Source organism: Saccharomonospora azurea NA-128, assembly GCF_000231055.2.
Classification (GTDB): Bacteria; Actinomycetota; Actinomycetes; order Mycobacteriales; family Pseudonocardiaceae; genus Saccharomonospora; species Saccharomonospora azurea.
Map to the genome: position 1 here is coordinate 2,809,642 of NZ_CM001466.1, position 16,428 is coordinate 2,826,069.

General features: G+C 70.9%; 17 protein-coding genes and 1 pseudogene. 11 read left to right on the forward strand and 7 right to left on the reverse strand.

What is annotated here, in order from left to right; all coding sequences use genetic code 11:
• Positions 1-12: 12 nt before the first annotated feature.
• Positions 13-1,275 (reverse strand): phosphoribosylamine--glycine ligase, encoded by a 1,263-nt coding sequence (purD, locus tag SACAZDRAFT_RS12650; RefSeq protein ID WP_005442203.1) that lies wholly within the window; start codon positions 1,273-1,275, stop codon positions 13-15.
• 133 nt (positions 1,276-1,408) lie between these two features.
• Here purD and SACAZDRAFT_RS12655 point away from each other — a divergent pair, with 133 nt between their 5' ends.
• Positions 1,409-2,521: a glycerophosphodiester phosphodiesterase gene (locus SACAZDRAFT_RS12655; protein WP_005442207.1), complete on the forward strand. Its 1,113-nt coding sequence runs from the start codon at positions 1,409-1,411 to the stop codon at positions 2,519-2,521.
• A gap of 134 nt (positions 2,522-2,655) precedes the next feature.
• Here the strand turns inward: SACAZDRAFT_RS12655 and SACAZDRAFT_RS12660 are convergent, their stop codons facing one another.
• Positions 2,656-3,942, reverse strand: a complete 1,287-nt coding sequence (locus SACAZDRAFT_RS12660) for an adenylosuccinate synthase (RefSeq protein ID WP_005442208.1) — start codon at positions 3,940-3,942, stop codon at positions 2,656-2,658.
• Positions 3,943-4,034: 92 nt separating this feature from the next.
• Here SACAZDRAFT_RS12660 and SACAZDRAFT_RS12665 point away from each other — a divergent pair, with 92 nt between their 5' ends.
• The 3 genes from SACAZDRAFT_RS12665 to SACAZDRAFT_RS12675 all read left to right on the forward strand — a co-directional run bounded on the left by SACAZDRAFT_RS12665 (position 4,035) and on the right by SACAZDRAFT_RS12675 (position 6,872).
• Positions 4,035-4,682: a hypothetical protein gene (locus SACAZDRAFT_RS12665; protein WP_005442210.1), complete on the forward strand. Its 648-nt coding sequence runs from the start codon at positions 4,035-4,037 to the stop codon at positions 4,680-4,682.
• A gap of 140 nt (positions 4,683-4,822) precedes the next feature.
• Positions 4,823-6,085 carry a lipase family protein gene (locus tag SACAZDRAFT_RS12670; RefSeq protein ID WP_005442212.1) on the forward strand — a complete coding sequence of 421 codons (1,263 nt, stop codon included), beginning with the start codon at positions 4,823-4,825 and terminating at the stop codon, positions 6,083-6,085.
• Positions 6,086-6,245: 160 nt separating this feature from the next.
• A complete protein-coding gene (locus tag SACAZDRAFT_RS12675) occupies positions 6,246-6,872 on the forward strand; it encodes an HNH endonuclease family protein (RefSeq protein WP_050983471.1) in 627 nt (208 codons plus the stop codon).
• A gap of 7 nt (positions 6,873-6,879) precedes the next feature.
• Here the strand turns inward: SACAZDRAFT_RS12675 and SACAZDRAFT_RS12680 are convergent, their stop codons facing one another.
• The 3 genes and pseudogenes from SACAZDRAFT_RS12680 to SACAZDRAFT_RS12690 form a co-directional block, all read right to left on the reverse strand.
• Positions 6,880-7,296, reverse strand: a complete 417-nt coding sequence (locus SACAZDRAFT_RS12680; protein ID WP_040927979.1) for a DUF3151 domain-containing protein — start codon at positions 7,294-7,296, stop codon at positions 6,880-6,882.
• A 49-nt stretch (positions 7,297-7,345) separates the two neighbouring features.
• Positions 7,346-8,374 carry a class II fructose-bisphosphate aldolase gene (gene fbaA, locus SACAZDRAFT_RS12685; RefSeq protein WP_005442220.1) on the reverse strand — a complete coding sequence of 343 codons (1,029 nt, stop codon included), beginning with the start codon at positions 8,372-8,374 and terminating at the stop codon, positions 7,346-7,348.
• Between the two features lie 166 nt (positions 8,375-8,540).
• Positions 8,541-9,098 (reverse strand): annotated as a pseudogene (locus SACAZDRAFT_RS12690) (TIGR03620 family F420-dependent LLM class oxidoreductase); the annotation flags it as partial.
• 153 nt (positions 9,099-9,251) lie between these two features.
• Here SACAZDRAFT_RS12690 and SACAZDRAFT_RS12695 point away from each other — a divergent pair.
• Both SACAZDRAFT_RS12695 and SACAZDRAFT_RS12700 read left to right on the forward strand, forming a co-directional pair.
• Positions 9,252-10,172, forward strand: a complete 921-nt coding sequence (locus SACAZDRAFT_RS12695; RefSeq protein WP_005442221.1) for an SDR family oxidoreductase — start codon at positions 9,252-9,254, stop codon at positions 10,170-10,172.
• A gap of 61 nt (positions 10,173-10,233) precedes the next feature.
• Positions 10,234-10,707: a pyridoxamine 5'-phosphate oxidase family protein gene (locus SACAZDRAFT_RS12700; protein WP_040927756.1), complete on the forward strand. Its 474-nt coding sequence runs from the start codon at positions 10,234-10,236 to the stop codon at positions 10,705-10,707.
• Here SACAZDRAFT_RS12700 and SACAZDRAFT_RS12705 read toward each other — a convergent pair.
• Complete coding sequence (locus SACAZDRAFT_RS12705; protein ID WP_005442225.1) at positions 10,701-10,979, reverse strand: YciI family protein; 279 nt, start codon at positions 10,977-10,979, stop codon at positions 10,701-10,703. The genes SACAZDRAFT_RS12700 and SACAZDRAFT_RS12705 overlap by 7 nt on opposite strands.
• Before the next feature lie 191 nt (positions 10,980-11,170).
• Here SACAZDRAFT_RS12705 and SACAZDRAFT_RS12710 point away from each other — a divergent pair, with 191 nt between their 5' ends.
• The 3 genes from SACAZDRAFT_RS12710 (at position 11,171) to SACAZDRAFT_RS12720 (ending at position 13,520) form a co-directional block, all read left to right on the forward strand.
• Complete coding sequence (locus SACAZDRAFT_RS12710) at positions 11,171-11,794, forward strand: RNA polymerase sigma factor (protein WP_005442228.1); 624 nt, start codon at positions 11,171-11,173, stop codon at positions 11,792-11,794.
• Positions 11,795-11,870: 76 nt separating this feature from the next.
• Positions 11,871-13,034 carry an N-acetylglucosamine-6-phosphate deacetylase gene (nagA, locus tag SACAZDRAFT_RS12715; RefSeq protein ID WP_005442230.1) on the forward strand — a complete coding sequence of 388 codons (1,164 nt, stop codon included), beginning with the start codon at positions 11,871-11,873 and terminating at the stop codon, positions 13,032-13,034.
• 60 nt (positions 13,035-13,094) lie between these two features.
• Positions 13,095-13,520 carry a hypothetical protein gene (locus SACAZDRAFT_RS12720; protein ID WP_040927757.1) on the forward strand — a complete coding sequence of 142 codons (426 nt, stop codon included), beginning with the start codon at positions 13,095-13,097 and terminating at the stop codon, positions 13,518-13,520.
• 3 nt (positions 13,521-13,523) lie between these two features.
• Here the strand turns inward: SACAZDRAFT_RS12720 and SACAZDRAFT_RS12725 are convergent, their stop codons facing one another.
• Complete coding sequence (locus SACAZDRAFT_RS12725; RefSeq protein WP_005442234.1) at positions 13,524-14,909, reverse strand: FAD-binding oxidoreductase; 1,386 nt, start codon at positions 14,907-14,909, stop codon at positions 13,524-13,526.
• Between the two features lie 159 nt (positions 14,910-15,068).
• Between SACAZDRAFT_RS12725 and SACAZDRAFT_RS12730 the strand changes: the two genes are divergently transcribed.
• Positions 15,069-15,590, forward strand: a complete 522-nt coding sequence (locus tag SACAZDRAFT_RS12730) for a MarR family winged helix-turn-helix transcriptional regulator (RefSeq protein ID WP_005442236.1) — start codon at positions 15,069-15,071, stop codon at positions 15,588-15,590.
• A gap of 146 nt (positions 15,591-15,736) precedes the next feature.
• Positions 15,737-16,408: a DedA family protein gene (locus tag SACAZDRAFT_RS12735; RefSeq protein WP_176662517.1), complete on the forward strand. Its 672-nt coding sequence runs from the start codon at positions 15,737-15,739 to the stop codon at positions 16,406-16,408.
• Positions 16,409-16,428: the final 20 nt, after the last annotated feature.

The window sequence follows — 16,428 nt, forward strand, 5'->3', positions numbered from 1 at the left end:
GAGCCAGTCGCGTCACGAGTTCGGGACCGACAGCTCACCCCGAGCGGCCCGCGCCGCGATGTCGGAACGGTGGTGCGCCCCGGGCAGATTGATCCGGCTCACCCGCTCGTACGCCTGCTCCCGGGCGGCGGCGAGATCCGGTCCCGTGCCGACGACCGAGAGCACCCTGCCGCCGTAGGACACCACGGCGCCGTCGTCCCTCCGACGCGTTCCCGCATGGAGCACGCCCTCGGCCTCACTGCCCGTGATGAGGTCGCCCACGCGCGGCTTGCCCGGGTACCCGTCCGCGGCCACGACCACCGTCACGGCGGCGCCGTCGGCCCACTCCAGCGGTGGCTGCTCGGCCAGGGTGCCCGTGGCGGTCGCGTGCAGCAGCCGCGCCAGCGGTGACCGCAGCAGAGCCAGCACCACCTGCGTCTCGGGGTCGCCGAAACGACAGTTGAACTCGATCACCTGCGGGCCCGACGACGTCAGCGCCAACCCCGCGTAGAGCAGGCCGGTGAACGGCGTGCCACGCCGGGCGAGTTCGTCCACCACCGGCCGCACGATCGTCGAGACCACCTCGTCGACCAGCTTCTCGGGCGCCCACGGCAACGGCGCGTACGCGCCCATGCCACCCGTGTTCGGGCCCATGTCGTCGTCGCCGACCCGCTTGAAGTCCTGCGCCGGCAGCAGCGGCACCACCGTGCGCCCGTCGACGAGGCAGAACAACGACGCCTCGGGACCGTCGAGGAACGACTCCAGCACCACCGGGTGCCCGCCGTCGAGCAGCATCAGCGCGTGCGTGCGGGCGCGATCGAGGTCGTCGGTGACGACCACGCCCTTGCCCGCGGCCAAGCCGTCGTCCTTCACGACCCACGTCGGACCGAACCGGGCCAGGGCCGCGTCGAGGTGCGCCGGGTTGTCCACCACCTCGCTGCGCGCCGTCGGCACTCCCGCCGCCGCCATGACCTCCTTGGCGAACGACTTCGACCCCTCGATCCGGGCAGCCTCCGCGCTCGGCCCGAAACAGGGCACCCCGGCAGCCCGCACGGCGTCGGCCGCACCGGCGACCAACGGCACCTCGGGGCCGATGACCACGAGGTCGGCCTTCCACGACACCGCCAACCGGGCGACCGCCGCGGGGTCGGTCAGGTCGACACCGAGTGTTTCCGACACCGACGCCGTCCCGGCGTTGCCTGGCGCACAGGCGAGCGCCGTCACCGCCGGATCGTGGGATGCAGCGAGTACCAGAGCGTGCTCACGGGCTCCGGAGCCGATAACGAGGACGCGCACGGGCACAGCGTAAGCGGCGGCGGTCGGACGACGTTCACCGGTACGTCCCCTTGCGGACGCGGGTCCGTAGCCCCATCGTCTCGACCGAAGATCACAGTCAGGCGGCACCGATCACCACCTGGAAGGCGGGAGAATGCGGAAGAAGCTGGCACTACTGGCCCTGTGCGGGCTCACGGCGCTCGGGGGCGCGGTCGCCCCGGCGAGCGCCGAACCCGGCGAGCGACCCGGCGGCACGCACGGCGACGAGGAGTTCGTCGTCGTCGGTCACCGGGGCGCGTCGGGCTACCGGCCCGAACACACCCTGGCGTCCTACGAGCTCGCCGCCCGCATGGGCGCCGACTACATCGAACCCGACCTCGTCACGACCTCGGACGGGGTGCTCGTCGCCAGGCACGAACCCGAGATCGGTGGCACGACCGACGTCGCCGAGCGCCCCGAGTTCGCCGATCGCAAGACCACCAAGCTCGTGGACGGCAAGCCCGTCACCGGCTGGTTCGCCGAGGACTTCACGCTCGCCGAGCTGAAGACGCTGCGGGCCGTGGAACGCATTCCCGACCTGCGCCCCCACAACACGGTGTACGACGGCCGCTTCGAGATCCCGACGTTCCAGGAAGTGGTCGACCTCTCCCGCCGCCTGTCCCGCGAACTCGGCCGCACCATCGGCCTCTACATCGAGACGAAGCACCCGACGTACTTCGCCGAGCAGGACCTGGCTCTCGAACCGGCACTCGTCGAGGCGCTCACCCGCAACGGCCTCAACCGCCCGAACGCGAAGGTCTACGTGCAGTCGTTCGAGGTGACGAACCTCCAGCAGCTCGACGACCGGCTGCGCGTGCCGCTGGTACAGCTCGTGGACGCCTCGGGCGCGCCCTACGACTTCGTGCACTCCGGCGACCCGCGCACCTACGACGACCTCCTGACGCCCGCCGGGTTGACCGACGTCGCGCGCTACGCGGACGGGCTGGGCCCGGCCAAGGACCGCATCATCCCGCGCGACGCCGACGGCAACCTCGGTGAGCCGACGTCACTCGTGGACGACGCCCACCGCGCGGGTCTCGACGTGCACCCGTGGACGTTCCGCGCGGAGAACCAGTTCCTGCCCACCGACCTGCGGTCGTCCGACGACCCGGCGGCGTGGGGTCGGGTCTTCGACGAGTACGAGGCGTTCCTCGCCACCGGGATCGACGGTGTGTTCGCCGACCACCCGGACATCGCGGTGGAGGCCGCCCGCTCCCACCGGCGCTGAGCGCCGTACGGGAAGAGCGAACATGCGTACGGGAATAGCCAACATCCGTCCCTGAACCGAGGACACGCCGGTGTGGGGCAACCCACCCGGCGTGTCCTCGGTCTGCGCACGCGTGTTCGCAGTTCGCGTACGCGTCAGGCGAACTCGTGGCGCACGATCGTCTGCTCGCGCCCCGGACCCACACCGATGGCGGAGATGCGGGCGCCCATCAGCTCCTCCAGCCGCTCCACGTAGGCCTGCGCGTTGGCGGGCAGCTCGGCGAAACTGCGGCAGCCGCTGATGTCCTCGTGCCACCCGGGCAGTTCCTCGTAGACCGGCTTCGCGTGGTGGACGCCGGTCTGGGTCATCGGCATGTCCTCGGTGCGCTCGCCCTCGACCTCGTACGCCACGCACACCGGCACCGTGTCCAGCCCGGACAGCACGTCCAGCTTGGTGAGGAAGTAGTCGGTGATGCCGTTGACCCGCACGGCGTAGCGGCCGATCACCGCGTCGAACCACCCGGTGCGCCGCGACCGGCCCGTGGTGACGCCGAACTCGCCACCGGCCTTGCGCAGGTTCTCGCCCGACTCGTCGAGCAGCTCGGTCGGGAACGGACCCGAGCCGACCCGGGTGGTGTAGGCCTTCAGGATGCCCAGCACCGTCGTGATGCGGCCCGGCCCGATGCCCGAGCCCGCGCTCGCGCCGCCCGACGTCGGGTTGGACGACGTGACGTACGGGTAGGTGCCGTGGTCGACGTCGAGCAGGGTGCCCTGCGAGCCCTCCAGCAGCACGGTCTCCCCGCGCTCCAGCGCCTTGTTCAGCTCCAGCCGCGTGTCGGCGATGCGGTGGGCGAACTTCTCGCCCTGGGCGAGCACGGTGTCCACGACCTCGTTCACGTCGAGGCCCTTGCGGTTGTAGACCTTGACGAGGACCTGGTTCTTGAACTCCAGTGCCGCCTCGATCTTCTGCCGCAGGATGCTCTCGTCGAGCAGGTCCTGCACCCGCACGCCGACTCGGGCGATCTTGTCCTGGTAGCACGGGCCGATGCCGCGTCCGGTCGTGCCGATCTTCTTCTTGCCGAGGTACCGCTCGGTGACTTTGTCGATGGCGACGTGGTACGGCATGATCAGGTGCGCGTCGGCGGAGAGCAGCAGCTTCGAGGTGTCGACCCCGCGCTCCTCCAGGCCCGCCAGCTCGTCCAGCAGCACTCCCGGGTCGACCACCACGCCGTTGCCGATGACGTTCGTGACCCCGGGCGTGAGGATGCCCGACGGGATGAGGTGGAGCGCGAAGTCCTGGCCGTTCGGCAGGACGACCGTGTGACCGGCGTTGTTGCCGCCCTGGAAGCGGACGACCCACTGGACACGGTCGCCGAGCAGGTCGGTGGCCTTCCCCTTGCCTTCGTCGCCCCACTGGGCACCGACGAGCACGATGGCCGGCATGTAACACTCCTGGTATTCGAGGTCTGACCGTCGGGCGGGACGGATGACACGCATCAAGATGCCGGTGCATGAGCCTAACCGAGGAGCGAGGCGTGAGTGGACTGGTGTTGGCTTGCGGGAACGCGGCGGATTCGCTAAAGGGCGACGCCGACGTCCGGATCGAGCGGGTGCCCGAGCGGCCCGGCAAGAAGGAAGTCGACCCGCTGCTGGAGCCCGCCCTGGTAGTGGCGGGCACGGACGCCGACCTGGCGGCCGTCGTCCTCCGGCTGCTCAGGAAGGACCTGCTGGCGTCGACCACGGTCGGTTTCGTGCCGACCGAGCGCGACTCCGCCTTCGCCGCACTGTGGGGGCTGCCGACCGATCCGGCCACGGCGCTGGAGCTCGCGGTGACGGGTGAGGACCGGCCGGTACCGCTGGTGCGCGACGACGCCGGTGGGGTGCTCGTGGCTCGCGGAGTCATCCCCGGTGTGCGGGGTGTCGGCTACTGCGACGACACCGTGGCCCTGCGGGGTGAGGCGCGTTCACTGGAGGTGCGTCCCGGCCCCGAGGGCCTGGTCGTCACCGTGACGCAGGGCCGCTTCCGGCGGCGCAGAACCACGTTCTCGGGGCGCGCGTTCCAGCTCGGGTGCGACCCGGTGGTGCCGGTGTCCGACGGTGTCCCGTACCCGCGGTCGATGGAGCGCTGGACCTGGTACCGGCACACACAGGATCTGCGGTTGGTGCGCCCGCGCGACTCGTGATTCTTTGTCACGTCGTGCGTAGTTTCGGCGCCCGGGTTCGTCGCCCGGGACGGAAAACGTCGACGTGACATTGACAACGCCTGTTGTCCCAACAGAATCCGACCGGGGACAGCGTTGTCACAAATTCACAAGGAGCGCACATGCGTCCACCCGGTCGGAGCCGACGTCTTCTCACCTCGCTCGCCAGTGTGGCCACCGCTGCCACCATGGTGACCGGACTCACCGTGGCCGCGGGCCACGCCGCGCACGCCGACCCCGCGTCCGCGGACGACTTCTACACGCCGCCGAGTCCGCTGACGGGCGAGGCGGGCGACGTCCTGAAGTACGAGGAAAGCGAGTTCTACCTCGACCCCCTGAAGCTCATCGAGCCGGACGCGGACGTCTACCGGCTGATGTACCGCAGCAGCGACACCCACGGCGAGGCGAACGCGGTGACGGGCACCCTGCTGGTGCCCGAACGCGAGTGGCGCGGCGACGGTGCCCGGCCGCTGGTGAGCTACGCGTCGGGCACGCAGGGCGTCGGTGACGACTGCGCCCCGTCGAAGAAGCTCGCGCTGGGGCTCGAGTACGAGGGCCCGTTCGTCACGGGGCTGCTCGCCCTCGGCTACGCCGTGGTGGTGACCGACTACGAGGGTCTCGGCACGCCGGGCATGCACACCTACGTCAACCGCGCCGCCGAGGCTCACGCGGTGCTGGACGCGGCCAAGGCGGCCCAGCAGGTGCCGGAGGCAGGGCTGTCCGCCGACAGTCCGGTGGTGCTCGCCGGCTACTCGCAGGGCGGCGGGGCGTCCGCGGCCGCGGCCGAGCTCGTCGACGAGTACGCCCCCGAACTCGACGTGAAGGGCGCGTACGCGGGCGCGCCTCCGGCGAACCTGGCCGAGGTCGCGCCCGTGCTCGACGGCCACTACGCCGCGGGCTTCCTCGGGTTCTCGCTGCTGGGCCTCGACGCCGCCTATCCCGAGGTGAACCTCGACGACGTCGTGAACGACGAGGGCAGGCGGGTCATGGACGAGATCGCCGACGCCTGCACCGAGGACGCCATCCTCGGATACGCGTTCATGAGGACCTCGAAGCTCACCCAGGACGGCAGGGCACTGGAGGAGTACCTCGGCGAGGAGCCGTACGCCTCGGCCGTGGCGGAGCAGCGCATCGGGCTGCGCGCGCCCGACGTGCCCGTGTTCGTCCTGCACAGCAGGTTGGACGACATCGTCCCGTACGGCCAGGGTCGACAGATGGCGGTGGACTGGTGCGAGCGGGGCGGCACCGTGCAGTTCACGACGTCGTACGTGCCGTCGCACGTCGGCGGCATGCTGCGCGCCTACCCGCAGGCGGTGTCGGTGCTGTCCGGGATGATCAAGGGCGAGCAGCCGAGGAGCAACTGCGACAGCCTGCTCGGCTCGTAAGGAACCACCGGCGCAGTGGGGACCTTCCGTTCGGGAGGTCCCCACTGGTCTTGTTGTGTGACATCGACCCGACGTATTGAGTTGCTCCCCCTCGATCCGTCAGAGTCGAGTCGTGCGCAAGTCAATTACTCTCAGTGCAATATCCATCACACTCGGTGCCATGGTGCTGAGTGGGTGTGCCGCAGTCGACAAAGTCGCCGGGAGCGAGGGCGGCGCCACCGGCACCGCCACCAGCGCGGAGACGGGTGGCGCCGACGGTGCCGATGACGCGCGCACGCAGCTGGCCGAGCTGAAGGTGGGCCCGGACGGCAGCATGGACGGCTACTCCCGCGACCGCTTCCCGCACTGGAGCAACCAGGGCGAAGGCTGCAACACCCGCGAAACGGTCCTCAAGCGGGACGGTGACGGCGTGAAGGTGGACGACAAGTGCCGCCCGACGTCGGGCTCGTGGACGAGCCCGTACGACGGGGAGACCTGGACCGACCCGGCCGACGTCGACATCGACCACGTCGTCCCCCTCGCCGAGGCGTGGCGCTCCGGCGCGGACGCCTGGACCGACGAGGAGCGCGAACGGTTCGCCAACGACCTCGACGGCGTGAACCTTCTCGCCGTCACCGACAACGTCAACCAGTCCAAGGGCGACAAGGGGCCCGAGGACTGGCAGCCGCCGTTGGAGAGCTACTGGTGCACCTACGCGATCCTGTGGATCGACGTGAAGCACACCTGGGAGCTCACGGTGGAGGAGGACGAGAAGGCCACGCTGGAGGACATGCTCGACCGCTGCTGACGGCGGATCACTCCGCCAGGCCGGTCGCCTTCGCGGCCTCGGGATCGGAATCGGCGAGGAACGTCGAGCACCGCTGCCACTCCTCGGTCTCGCCGATGCGCTGCGCCGCGCGCGCGAGCGCCGCCAGCGAACGCAGGAAACCCTGGTTGGGGCGGTGCGACCACGGGACCGGGCCGAAACCCTTCCAGCCCGCCCTGCGCAGCTGGTCGAGCCCCCGGTGGTAGCCCGTGCGGGCGTAGGCGTACGCGGCGACGACCTCGCCGTCGGCGAGCGCCGCCTCCGCCAGCGCGGCCCATGCCTCGCTGAAGTCCGGGTGCTCGGCCGCCACGTCGGCCGGGTCCGTGCCGGAGTCGAGAGCGGCCTGCGGTTCGGGCCGGTCCGGGAGTCGGGTGGGCTCGGGTTCGAGGAGGTTGCCGTGCGTCATGACGTCATTGTGCGCCATGACGCACGGCAGGCCCCGGGCAGCGCGCTCGTCAGAGCTTGCGGCCCGCCGACTTGAGGTGCTCGGCGGCCTCGACGATGCGGGCGGCCATCGACTCCTCGGCCTTCTTGAGGTAGCTGCGCGGGTCGTAGGCCTTCTTGTTGCCGACCTCGCCGTCCACCTTGAGCACACCGTCGTAGTTGGTGAACATGTGCGCGGCCACCGGGCGGGTGAACGCGTACTGGGTGTCGGTGTCGATGTTCATCTTCACGACGCCGTACGACACGGCCTGGTGGATCTCCTCCAGCAGGGAGCCCGAACCACCGTGGAAGACGAGCTCGAACGGCTTCGAACCCTCGGGAAGCCCGAGCTTCTCGGCGGCCACGGCCTGGCCGCGCTTCAGCACGTCGGGACGCAGCTTGACCGCCCCGGGCTTGTAGGCACCGTGGACGTTGCCGAACGTGGCGGCGAGCAGGTAGCGGCCCTTCTCGCCGGCGCCCAGCGCGTCGACGGTCTTCAGGAAGTCGCCCTCGGCGGTGTACAGCTTCTCGTTGATCTCGTTGGAGACGCCGTCCTCCTCACCGCCGACGACGCCGATCTCGACCTCCAGGATGATCTTCGCCTCGGCAGCCCGCTCCAGCAGCTCCGTGGCGATCTTGAGGTTCTCGTCGAGGTCGATGGCGGACCCGTCCCACATGTGCGACTGGAAGAGCGGGTTCTCGCCGCGCTTCACGCGCTCCCGGGAGATCTCGATCAGCGGGTTGACGAACCCGTCGAGCTTCTCCTTGGGGCAGTGGTCGGTGTGCAGGGCGACGTTCACCGGGTACTTGTCGGCGACGACGTGGGCGAACTCGGCGAGCGCGCGGGCCCCGGTCACCATGTCCTTCACCTTCTGGCCCGAGGCGAACTCGGCACCACCGGTGGAGAACTGGATGATCCCGTCGCTCTCCGCCTCGGCGAAGCCCCGCAGCGCGGCGTTGAGCGTCTCGGACGAGGTCACGTTGATGGCCGGGTACGCGAACTCGTTCGCCTTGGCCCGATCCAGCATCTCGGCGTAGACCTCGGGTGTGGCGATGGGCATCGTTGTCCTCCTCGGGAACGGGCGCTTGCGGGACGGTGCCGGCGCGCGATCTCCGCGCGCCCGAGGCACCCTCTCTGCCCGCATCCTACGAGCGAAGACGCACTCTCGCGGTGAGCCGCATTACCCCTTCGGACCCTGATCGATCAACCCCGAAGATCCTGATCGATCAACCTGTCAACTCCAGGGCTTCGGCGAGCTCGCGGTACGCGGGCAGCGGGTCCGTCTCGTGCGGCAGGACCTGGACGCAGACGTGGTCGGCTCCCGCGTCGAGGTGGGCGCGCACACCCCGCGCGACGGTGGCGGCGTCGCCGTGCACGGCCAGCTGGTCGACGAGTGCGTCGCTGCCGCTGTCGGCGACGTCGGCCTCGGTCCAGCCGAGTCTGCGGAGGTTGTTGACGTAGTTGGTCAGTCCGAGGTAGCGCGACACCATCGGCCGGGCACTGGCCCGAGCCCGTTCGGGGTCCGGGTCGAGGACCACCTTCTGCTCGGGCGCGAGGAGGGCGCCGTCGCCGAGGATCTCGCGGGCGCGGCGGGTGTGCTCGGGCGTGGTCAGGTACGGGTGCGCTCCCGCCGTGCGTTCGGCCGAGAGCCGCAGCACCTTCGGCCCGAGCGCGGCGAGCACGAGGGCGTCGCGCGGCACTCCTTCGGCGTCGAGGACGTCGAGGTAGGAGACGATCTTGTCGTAGGGCTTCTGGTACTCCTGCGTGGCCTCGCGGTGACCGACGTGCCAGATGCCGATCGAACCGAGGTTCACTGTCATGTCCGGCGCAACGGCAGCTCGACCGTGATCATTCCTCAGCACACCCTACCGCGGAGTAGCCTACTTCGAGTAAGTTGCGGGGCGTCCGTGCAGACCGCAACCGAGGAGAGGCACCCGATGGCGTCGCTGCCCACCTGGTGGACCACGAGGAACGTGCGCAACAAGGTCGTGCTCATCACGGGCGCGGCCCGGGGGATCGGCGCGGGGCTCGCGGAACGACTCGCGGCCGACGGCGCGAAGGTCGCCCTGGTCGGACTCGAAGCCGAGGAACAGCAGCGGGTGGCCGACCGCATCGGCCCGGCCGCGCGTTCCTGGCAGGCCGACGTCACCGACTGGAAGGCGCTGCAGACCGCGGTCGAGGGCGTCGTCGACCACTTCGGCGGCATCGACGTCGTGATCGCCAACGCGGGCATCGCCACCACCGGCTTCGTGCGCTCCGTCGACCCGGAGGCGTTCGAGCGCGTCATCGAGGTCGACCTGCTCGGCGTGTGGCGCACCTTCCGGGTGGCGCTTCCCCACGTCCTCGAACGCCGGGGCTACCTGCTCGCAATCTCGTCGCTGGCCGCCATCACCCACGCGCCCGGCATGGCGAACTACGCCGCGGCCAAGGCCGGTGTCGAGGCGTTCTGCAACAGCCTGCGGGCGGAGGTGGCCCACCTCGGCGTCAAGGTCGGCGTCGCCCACCCCACGTGGATCAAAACCGATCTCGTCGAGAGCGCCGACGCCCACCCCGTGTTCGGCAAGCTGCGCAACTCGATGCCCGGTCCCATCGGCCGGACCTACCCGCTGGAGGTCGCCCTTCGCGATCTCCAGAACGGCATCCGCAGGCGGGCGCGCACGATCCACGTGCCGCGCTGGGTCGGCGCGGTGAAGCTGTTCCGGGCGTTCCTGCCGCCCGTCATCGAGCTGGGTTCGCGGTCGCGGGTGCCCGCTGCCGACAGGGCCGCACTCGCCGACATCGCCCACCGAGGAGCCCGGGAGGCGTCGATCACCGGACACGGTGGCCGGGCCGCGGCCGAGTCCTCGGCCCGGAAGTAGGGCGGCCGCCGTGCCGGAACGGCCACAGCCCTCCCGACCGTCACGGCGCGAGGCGATCCGGATGAGCGACGACGAGGTCGCCCGCTTCGTCTCCGCCCGCGCCGCCGACGGCACGGTCACGATCGCGACCCTCGGACCCCACGGCAGGCCACACCTCGTGCCGCTCTGGTACGTCGTGCGCGACAGCGTGGAGGCCGACCCCGCGCCGTGGCGGCTGGCGACCTGGACCTACGCACGCTCGCAGAAGGCCGTGAACCTCCGCCGCGATCCGCGCGCCACGCTGCTGGTCGAGTCGGGACAGTCCTACGACGAGCTGCGCGGCGTGTCCCTGGAGTGCGACGTCGAGCTCGTCACCGACCTCGACACGGTGACGAGCATCGGACTCGACCTCGCGCTCGCCCGTGCACCGGAGGGAGCCGACACCCAGGCCGTGCGCGCGCTGGTCGCCGCTCAGGCACCCAAACGCGTGGGGCTCGTGTGCACGCCGACGAAGATCGTCAGCTGGGACCACACCAAGCTCGGTGGCGGCTACTGACCTGCCAGCCAGGCGCCCAGCACGGGGTTGAACTCGCGGACCGTGCGCTCCGCGAGCACGCCCTCCAGGTGGTACGGGTCGGCGTCGATGATGCGTTGCAGGTGGTCGCGGTCGTCCGCCCGGTAGATCACCATGCCACCCGTGTCGCCGACGGGACCGGCGACCGCCACCGTGCCGTCCGCCACCAGCGACGACAGGTACTCCCGGTGCCGAGGCCGCACCGCGGCGAACGTCTCCGGCACGTACGTCTGCTCCACCACGAACCACGCCATGCCCCCACGCTACGGCCCGGCGGACCGTCCGGTCGACAGCAGGTCGGCAGTCGGTCGACGGTCTGTCACCAGCAGGTCACCGCAGCCCGGAACAGCGACCCCGACGCGGGACGCCCGTACATTAGGCCGCCGGGTCGGCAGCCGATACGCTCTTGCCCAGGAGAAGTCGACGAGGATGGGCAGGTTTTCGGATGCACGGCAGCGCCGAGCCGATGCGACACCGCGGGGTCGCGCGCGGAGCGGAGCGCGACGTCGAGCGAACGCTGTCCCATCTGCGCACGTTGGACGCTCCGGTACAGCGGGTTCAGCCGTCGGGGCCGCTCACTCTCGAAGACCTCTACCGGCAGCACCGGATGCGCCTGGTGCGGCTGGCGATCCTGCTCGTGGACGAGCCCGCCACGGCCGAGGACGTGGTGCAGGAGGCGTTCACGGGGCTGCACCGCAACTGGGGCAAGCTGCGCGACTCCGCCGCGGCGGTGTCGTACCTGCGGACGGCGGTCGTCAACGGCTCCCGCAGTGTGCTGCGCAGGCGCAAGACCGCGCGGGACTACGTGCCGCCGCACGTGGTGAACGCCCGCTCGGCCGAGAGCCTCGCCATGCTCTCCACCGAGCACCAGGCGGTGGTGGCCGCCCTGTCGAAGCTGCCGCCGAGGCAGCGCGAGGTCCTCGTGCTGCGCTACTACGGCGGCCTGTCCGAGGCGGAGATCTCGGAGGCCGCGGGCATTTCCCGGGGAACGGTGAAGTCCACGGCCAGCCGCGCGTTGGAGGCGTTGCAACGCGCCATGAACGACGGACAACGCCCGAGGGGATTCTGAAGGACGTCGATCGGCGCAACCGGCATCACGTCCGCGACGATGGCCTCCTTGAGGTCTGGACCAATAAGATGTCACCGTGAACGGCACCGACACTCTCGTCCTCACCGGCGCGCGCGTCCACTGCCCCGACGGCACGCTCGCGGGCGGGTGGCTCTCCGTCTCGGGTGAGCGGATCAGCGCCGTGGGCACGGGAACGCCACCGGCGGGGAGGCACCTCGACCTCGCGGGCGCACACGTGGTGCCCGGCTTCGTCGACGTGCACTGCCACGGCGGCGGGGGCGGCTCGTTCACCAGCGCCGATCCCGACGAGGCCCGCACCGCCATCGAGACCCACCGCAGGCACGGCACCACCAGCCTGATGGCGAGCCTCGTGTCGGCGCCGCCGAACGCGCTCGTCGACCAACTCGCGGCGCTACGGGAACTCGTCACCGACGGGGAGCTGGTCGGCGCGCACCTCGAAGGGCCGTTCATCGCCGAGGCACGCTGCGGGGCACACGACCCGAGCGTGCTCCGGGAGCCGGACGACGCCACCGTCGGCGCGCTGCTCGACGCCGGGGACGACATCATCCGCATGGTCACCCTGGCCCCGGAACTCACCGGCGCGATCAAGACGGTGCGCAGGCTCACCGAGTCGGGCGTGATCGCGGCGATCGGACACACCGACGCGGTCGCCGAGCAGGTACGGGCGGCCGTGGACGCGGGCGCCACCGTGGCGACCCACCTGTTCAACGGCATGCGTCCGCTACACCATCGGGAACCGGGCCCGGTGGGCGTCCTGCTCGACGACGACCGGGTGACCGTCGAGTTGATCTGCGACCTCGTCCACGTACACCCCGACGTGCTGCGGCTCGCCGCCCGCCACGCGGGCCGGTCGAGGACGGTCCTCGTCACCGACGCGATGTCGGCCACCGACGTCGCCGACGGCAGGTACCGGCTGGGCAACCTCGACGTGCAGGTCGCGGGCGGGGTCGCCACGGTGCCGGACACCGGCTCGCTCGCGGGCAGCACGCTCACCATGGACGTCGCGTTCCGCAACCTCGTGCACGACGCCGGACTCGACATCGCCGACGCCGTCGCCGCCACCGCCTCACATCCCGCGACGCAGCTGGGCATCGACACCGAGACGGGCTCGCTGAGCCCCGGCCTCCTCGCCGACCTGGTGGTCCTCGACGACGACCTGCGGCTCACCGGGGTGCTGCGGCGGGGCTCGTGGGTCGTCGAGCCGCTCCCCACGGCCTGAAAGCCCGAAGGAGTGTGGGTGCCCGGTCGACGTCCCGTCACGGGACTACGCTGAGCGGCGATGAGCGACGACCCGGAGCGCCTGCTTGCGGAGGCGTTGCGTGCGCAGGCGCGGTATGCACCACCGGCACCACCCACGGCCCCGACTGCCCCGACGGCCCACACGGCGCCGACGACACCGGCCGCACAGCCTGTGCAGCCGACGCCGTCCGCACGACCCGCCATGCCCACCGGACGCCCGGCGCCCCTGGCGGATCCACCCGGCGGCTCCGCCGGTTACGGACTGCTCGCCGGCACGCCCGACGACGAGCCCCGCACCCGCCGACCGGCCGTCGAGGCGCGGGACGCGGACGCCCGACCCGCCACCGCCGCCCGGGGCAGCCACCGGCTCGAACCGGAACCACTGCCCGCCCGCTGGGTGCTGATCCTCGCCGCGTCGATCGGCCTGGCCGTGGGTTCCGTCGTCGGCCTGCTCACGCTGCTCTGAGCGTCACGGCGAGAACATCGACCCCGGGTTGAACAGGTTCTCGGGATCGAGGGCGCGCTTGAGCCGCCGGTGGACGTCGATGCCGACCGGACCGATCTCCCGCCTCAACCACTCCTGCTTGAACTTGCCCACGCCGTGTTCACCGGTCACCGTGCCGCCGAGCGACAGGCCGAGTTCCAGGATCGCGTCGAACGCGCGCTTGGCACGCTCGAACTCGCCTTCGGCCGCGGCGTCGTAGACGACCGTCGGGTGCATGTTGCCGTCGCCCGCGTGGCCCACGACCGCCACGGTCAGGCCGACCTCCTCGGCGATCCGCTCGCAGCCGGTGACGAGCTCGGCGATGCGGGTCCTCGGCACGCACACGTCGTCGGTCATGCACGACCCCCGGCTCTCCAGCGCGGTGAGCGCCACCCTGCGGGCCCGCATGAGCAGATCGCCCTCGACGGCGTCGTCGGTGTGGTAGGTCATCTCCGCACCCGCGTCGCGGCAGAGGCGTTCGACGGCCGCCAGTTCGGCAGCGGCCTGCGCACCACCCGTGTCGGACTGGCACAGCAGCAGCGTCCCGTGTTCCGACCCGGTGCCGAGGTCGGTGCGCAGGTACGTCTGCACGGCGTCGATCGTGGCCGCGTCCATGATCTCCATCAGCGACGGCACGAGCCCCTCGCGCACGATGCCGCTCACGGCCTCCCCGGCCGTGGCAGCCGAGGGGAACGCGGCCACCAGCGTGGCCGGAGCCTGCGGGAGAGGACGCAGCGACAGGGTGGCCTCGGTGATGATCCCCAGCGTTCCCTCGCTGCCGACGAACAGGCGCGTCAGGTCGTACCCGGCGACACCCTTGACCGTGCGCCGCCCCGTGCGCAACACCGACCCGTCGGCCAGCACGACCTCCAGGCCCAGCACGAAGTCGGCCGTGACGCCGTACTTGACACAGCAGAGACCGCCCGCGTTCGTGGCGAGGTTGCCGCCGATGGTGCACCAGTCGTAGCTCGACGGGTCGGGCGGGTAGAACAGCCCGTGCTTGGCGACGGCGTCCCGCAGGGCCTGGTTCACCACCCCCGGCTGCACGACGGCGAGGCGGTTGTCGGGATCGACCTCGACGATCCGGTCGAGCTTGGTGGTGACGAGCACGACGCAGCCGTCGATGGCGTTGGCCGCCCCGGAGAGCCCGCTGCCGGCACCTCGGGGAACCACGGGCACGCGGGCCTCCGCGCACGCGCGCACCGCCGCCCGGACACCCTCGACGTCGTCGGGCAGGACCACGGCCAGCGGCGTGCCCGCGGGAGCGAGCGGCATCTGATCGCGCGAGTAGGTCGCCATGACGTCGGGGTCCGTCACCACGGCCGCGTCGCCGAGGTCGGCACGCAGCCGATCGAGAAGGGCGTTGCTCATGCACTCACGCTAGCGGGTGACTGGTAAATCCTTCACCCACCTGCGGGGACCAGCCGTTGGTGCTACTCCTCACAGGTGAATCACTTGCCGGGCGCGCGCCGACGCCGGGATCGTTGCCGATGACGCTTGCCTCCCACAACCATCTCGGCGGAAGAATCCATGCCTGCGCAGCTCCCCCACTCCGACGACGCGCCCCACGGCAGCACCGACCAGGTGGCCGCGCAGCTGGTCCGTCTCGTCCGGCTGACCGCCCGCGCCAAGTCGCGCATGACGAAGGTGGGCCCGGACAGCGTGGAGCGCGCGGCCTACGCGATCCTGTTCCACCTCATCGACCGAGGACCGCAGCGCACGAGTCAGCTCGCGGAGATGCTGCACTCCGACATCTCGACGATCAGCAGGCAGAGCAGCACGCTGGTCGACCACGGGCTCGTGGAACGCCTCGCCGACCCCGGCGACCGGCGCGCGTCGCTGCTGGCGGCCACTTCCGAGGGACGGCGCGTGTTCGAGACCAATCGCGAGCGACTGAACCACTGGCTGGAATGGGTCCTCGACGAGTGGTCGGACGAGGACCGGCTCGCGGTGAACGTGTTGCTGCGCCGACTGAACGACCGCATCGAGACGTGCGACCCGCTGGCCGCACCACCCCGCCCCGAGCACGAGCACAGCACCGACGAGGTCTGAGCCCGCTCCGGCCGCACGGCGAGGACCGGACCAGGGCTCACTCTCGCCACCGACACCTTCGCCCCCGCGTGACGACCCGGAACTGCTCCGGTGTCGATGTCGGCACGGGAGCACCACGGCGTCGGCCCGGCACGTACGCTGCCGACGTGGATGCAGTGAAGGCCGAAGCCACGGCGGTCGGACTCGACTGGCTGTCGACGGCAGGACCGCTGTTGGTGTGGCTCATCGTCCTCAGCTTCGTGTTCATCGAGTGCGCGCTGATCGTGGGACTCTTCCTGCCGGGCGACTCCCTGCTGTTCGCGGCGGGAGTGGTGCTCGCGCAGCACGACGTCGAGGGCCAGGCGTGGGCACTGTCCGGGGTCGCACTCGTCACCGCGGTCGTCGGCAACCAGGTCGGCTACTACGTGGGGCAGCAGACCGGGACCAGGTTCATCGCCCGGCGCGGCGGCAGAATGCTCAACCAGGCCAATCTCGACCGCGCCAAGTCGTTCCTCGATCGCAAAGGCTTCCTCGCCATCGTGGCCGCGCGCTGGATCCCGTGGGTCCGCACCCTGGCGCCCCTGATCGCGGGAGCGGCGGGCATGAACTCGCGACGCTTCATGCTCGCCACCGCCGCGGGCGCGGTCCTGTGGGTGCCCACCCTCGTGCTCCTCGGCTACTACGCCGCCGGCCTGATCAACTCGATCCCGTGGCTGAACTCCGCCCTGGTGTGGGGCAGTGTCGCGTTCTTCGTGGTCGGGACCGCCTACGGCGCCTGGCGCTACCGCCAGGAGATGCGCAAACCCGTGGACGACGAGGCCGAGGCCGCGAGCGCCTGACCGCCGCGCGGGCGGACCGG

Coding starts and splice junctions, on each gene's coding strand:
- SACAZDRAFT_RS12655 (WP_005442207.1), top strand. CDS start 1,409: ATGCGGAAGAAGCTGGCACTACTGGCCCTGTGCGGGCTCACGGCGCTC.
- SACAZDRAFT_RS12660 (WP_005442208.1), bottom strand. CDS start 3,942: ATGCCGGCCATCGTGCTCGTCGGTGCCCAGTGGGGCGACGAAGGCAAG.
- SACAZDRAFT_RS12670 (WP_005442212.1), top strand. CDS start 4,823: ATGCGTCCACCCGGTCGGAGCCGACGTCTTCTCACCTCGCTCGCCAGT.
- SACAZDRAFT_RS12675 (WP_050983471.1), top strand. CDS start 6,246: ATGGTGCTGAGTGGGTGTGCCGCAGTCGACAAAGTCGCCGGGAGCGAG.
- SACAZDRAFT_RS12680 (WP_040927979.1), bottom strand. CDS start 7,296: ATGACGCACGGCAACCTCCTCGAACCCGAGCCCACCCGACTCCCGGAC.
- fbaA (WP_005442220.1), bottom strand. CDS start 8,374: ATGCCCATCGCCACACCCGAGGTCTACGCCGAGATGCTGGATCGGGCC.
- SACAZDRAFT_RS12695 (WP_005442221.1), top strand. CDS start 9,252: ATGGCGTCGCTGCCCACCTGGTGGACCACGAGGAACGTGCGCAACAAG.
- SACAZDRAFT_RS12700 (WP_040927756.1), top strand. CDS start 10,234: ATGAGCGACGACGAGGTCGCCCGCTTCGTCTCCGCCCGCGCCGCCGAC.
- SACAZDRAFT_RS12705 (WP_005442225.1), bottom strand. CDS start 10,979: ATGGCGTGGTTCGTGGTGGAGCAGACGTACGTGCCGGAGACGTTCGCC.
- SACAZDRAFT_RS12710 (WP_005442228.1), top strand. CDS start 11,171: ATGCACGGCAGCGCCGAGCCGATGCGACACCGCGGGGTCGCGCGCGGA.
- SACAZDRAFT_RS12720 (WP_040927757.1), top strand. CDS start 13,095: ATGAGCGACGACCCGGAGCGCCTGCTTGCGGAGGCGTTGCGTGCGCAG.
- SACAZDRAFT_RS12725 (WP_005442234.1), bottom strand. CDS start 14,909: ATGAGCAACGCCCTTCTCGATCGGCTGCGTGCCGACCTCGGCGACGCG.
- SACAZDRAFT_RS12730 (WP_005442236.1), top strand. CDS start 15,069: ATGCCTGCGCAGCTCCCCCACTCCGACGACGCGCCCCACGGCAGCACC.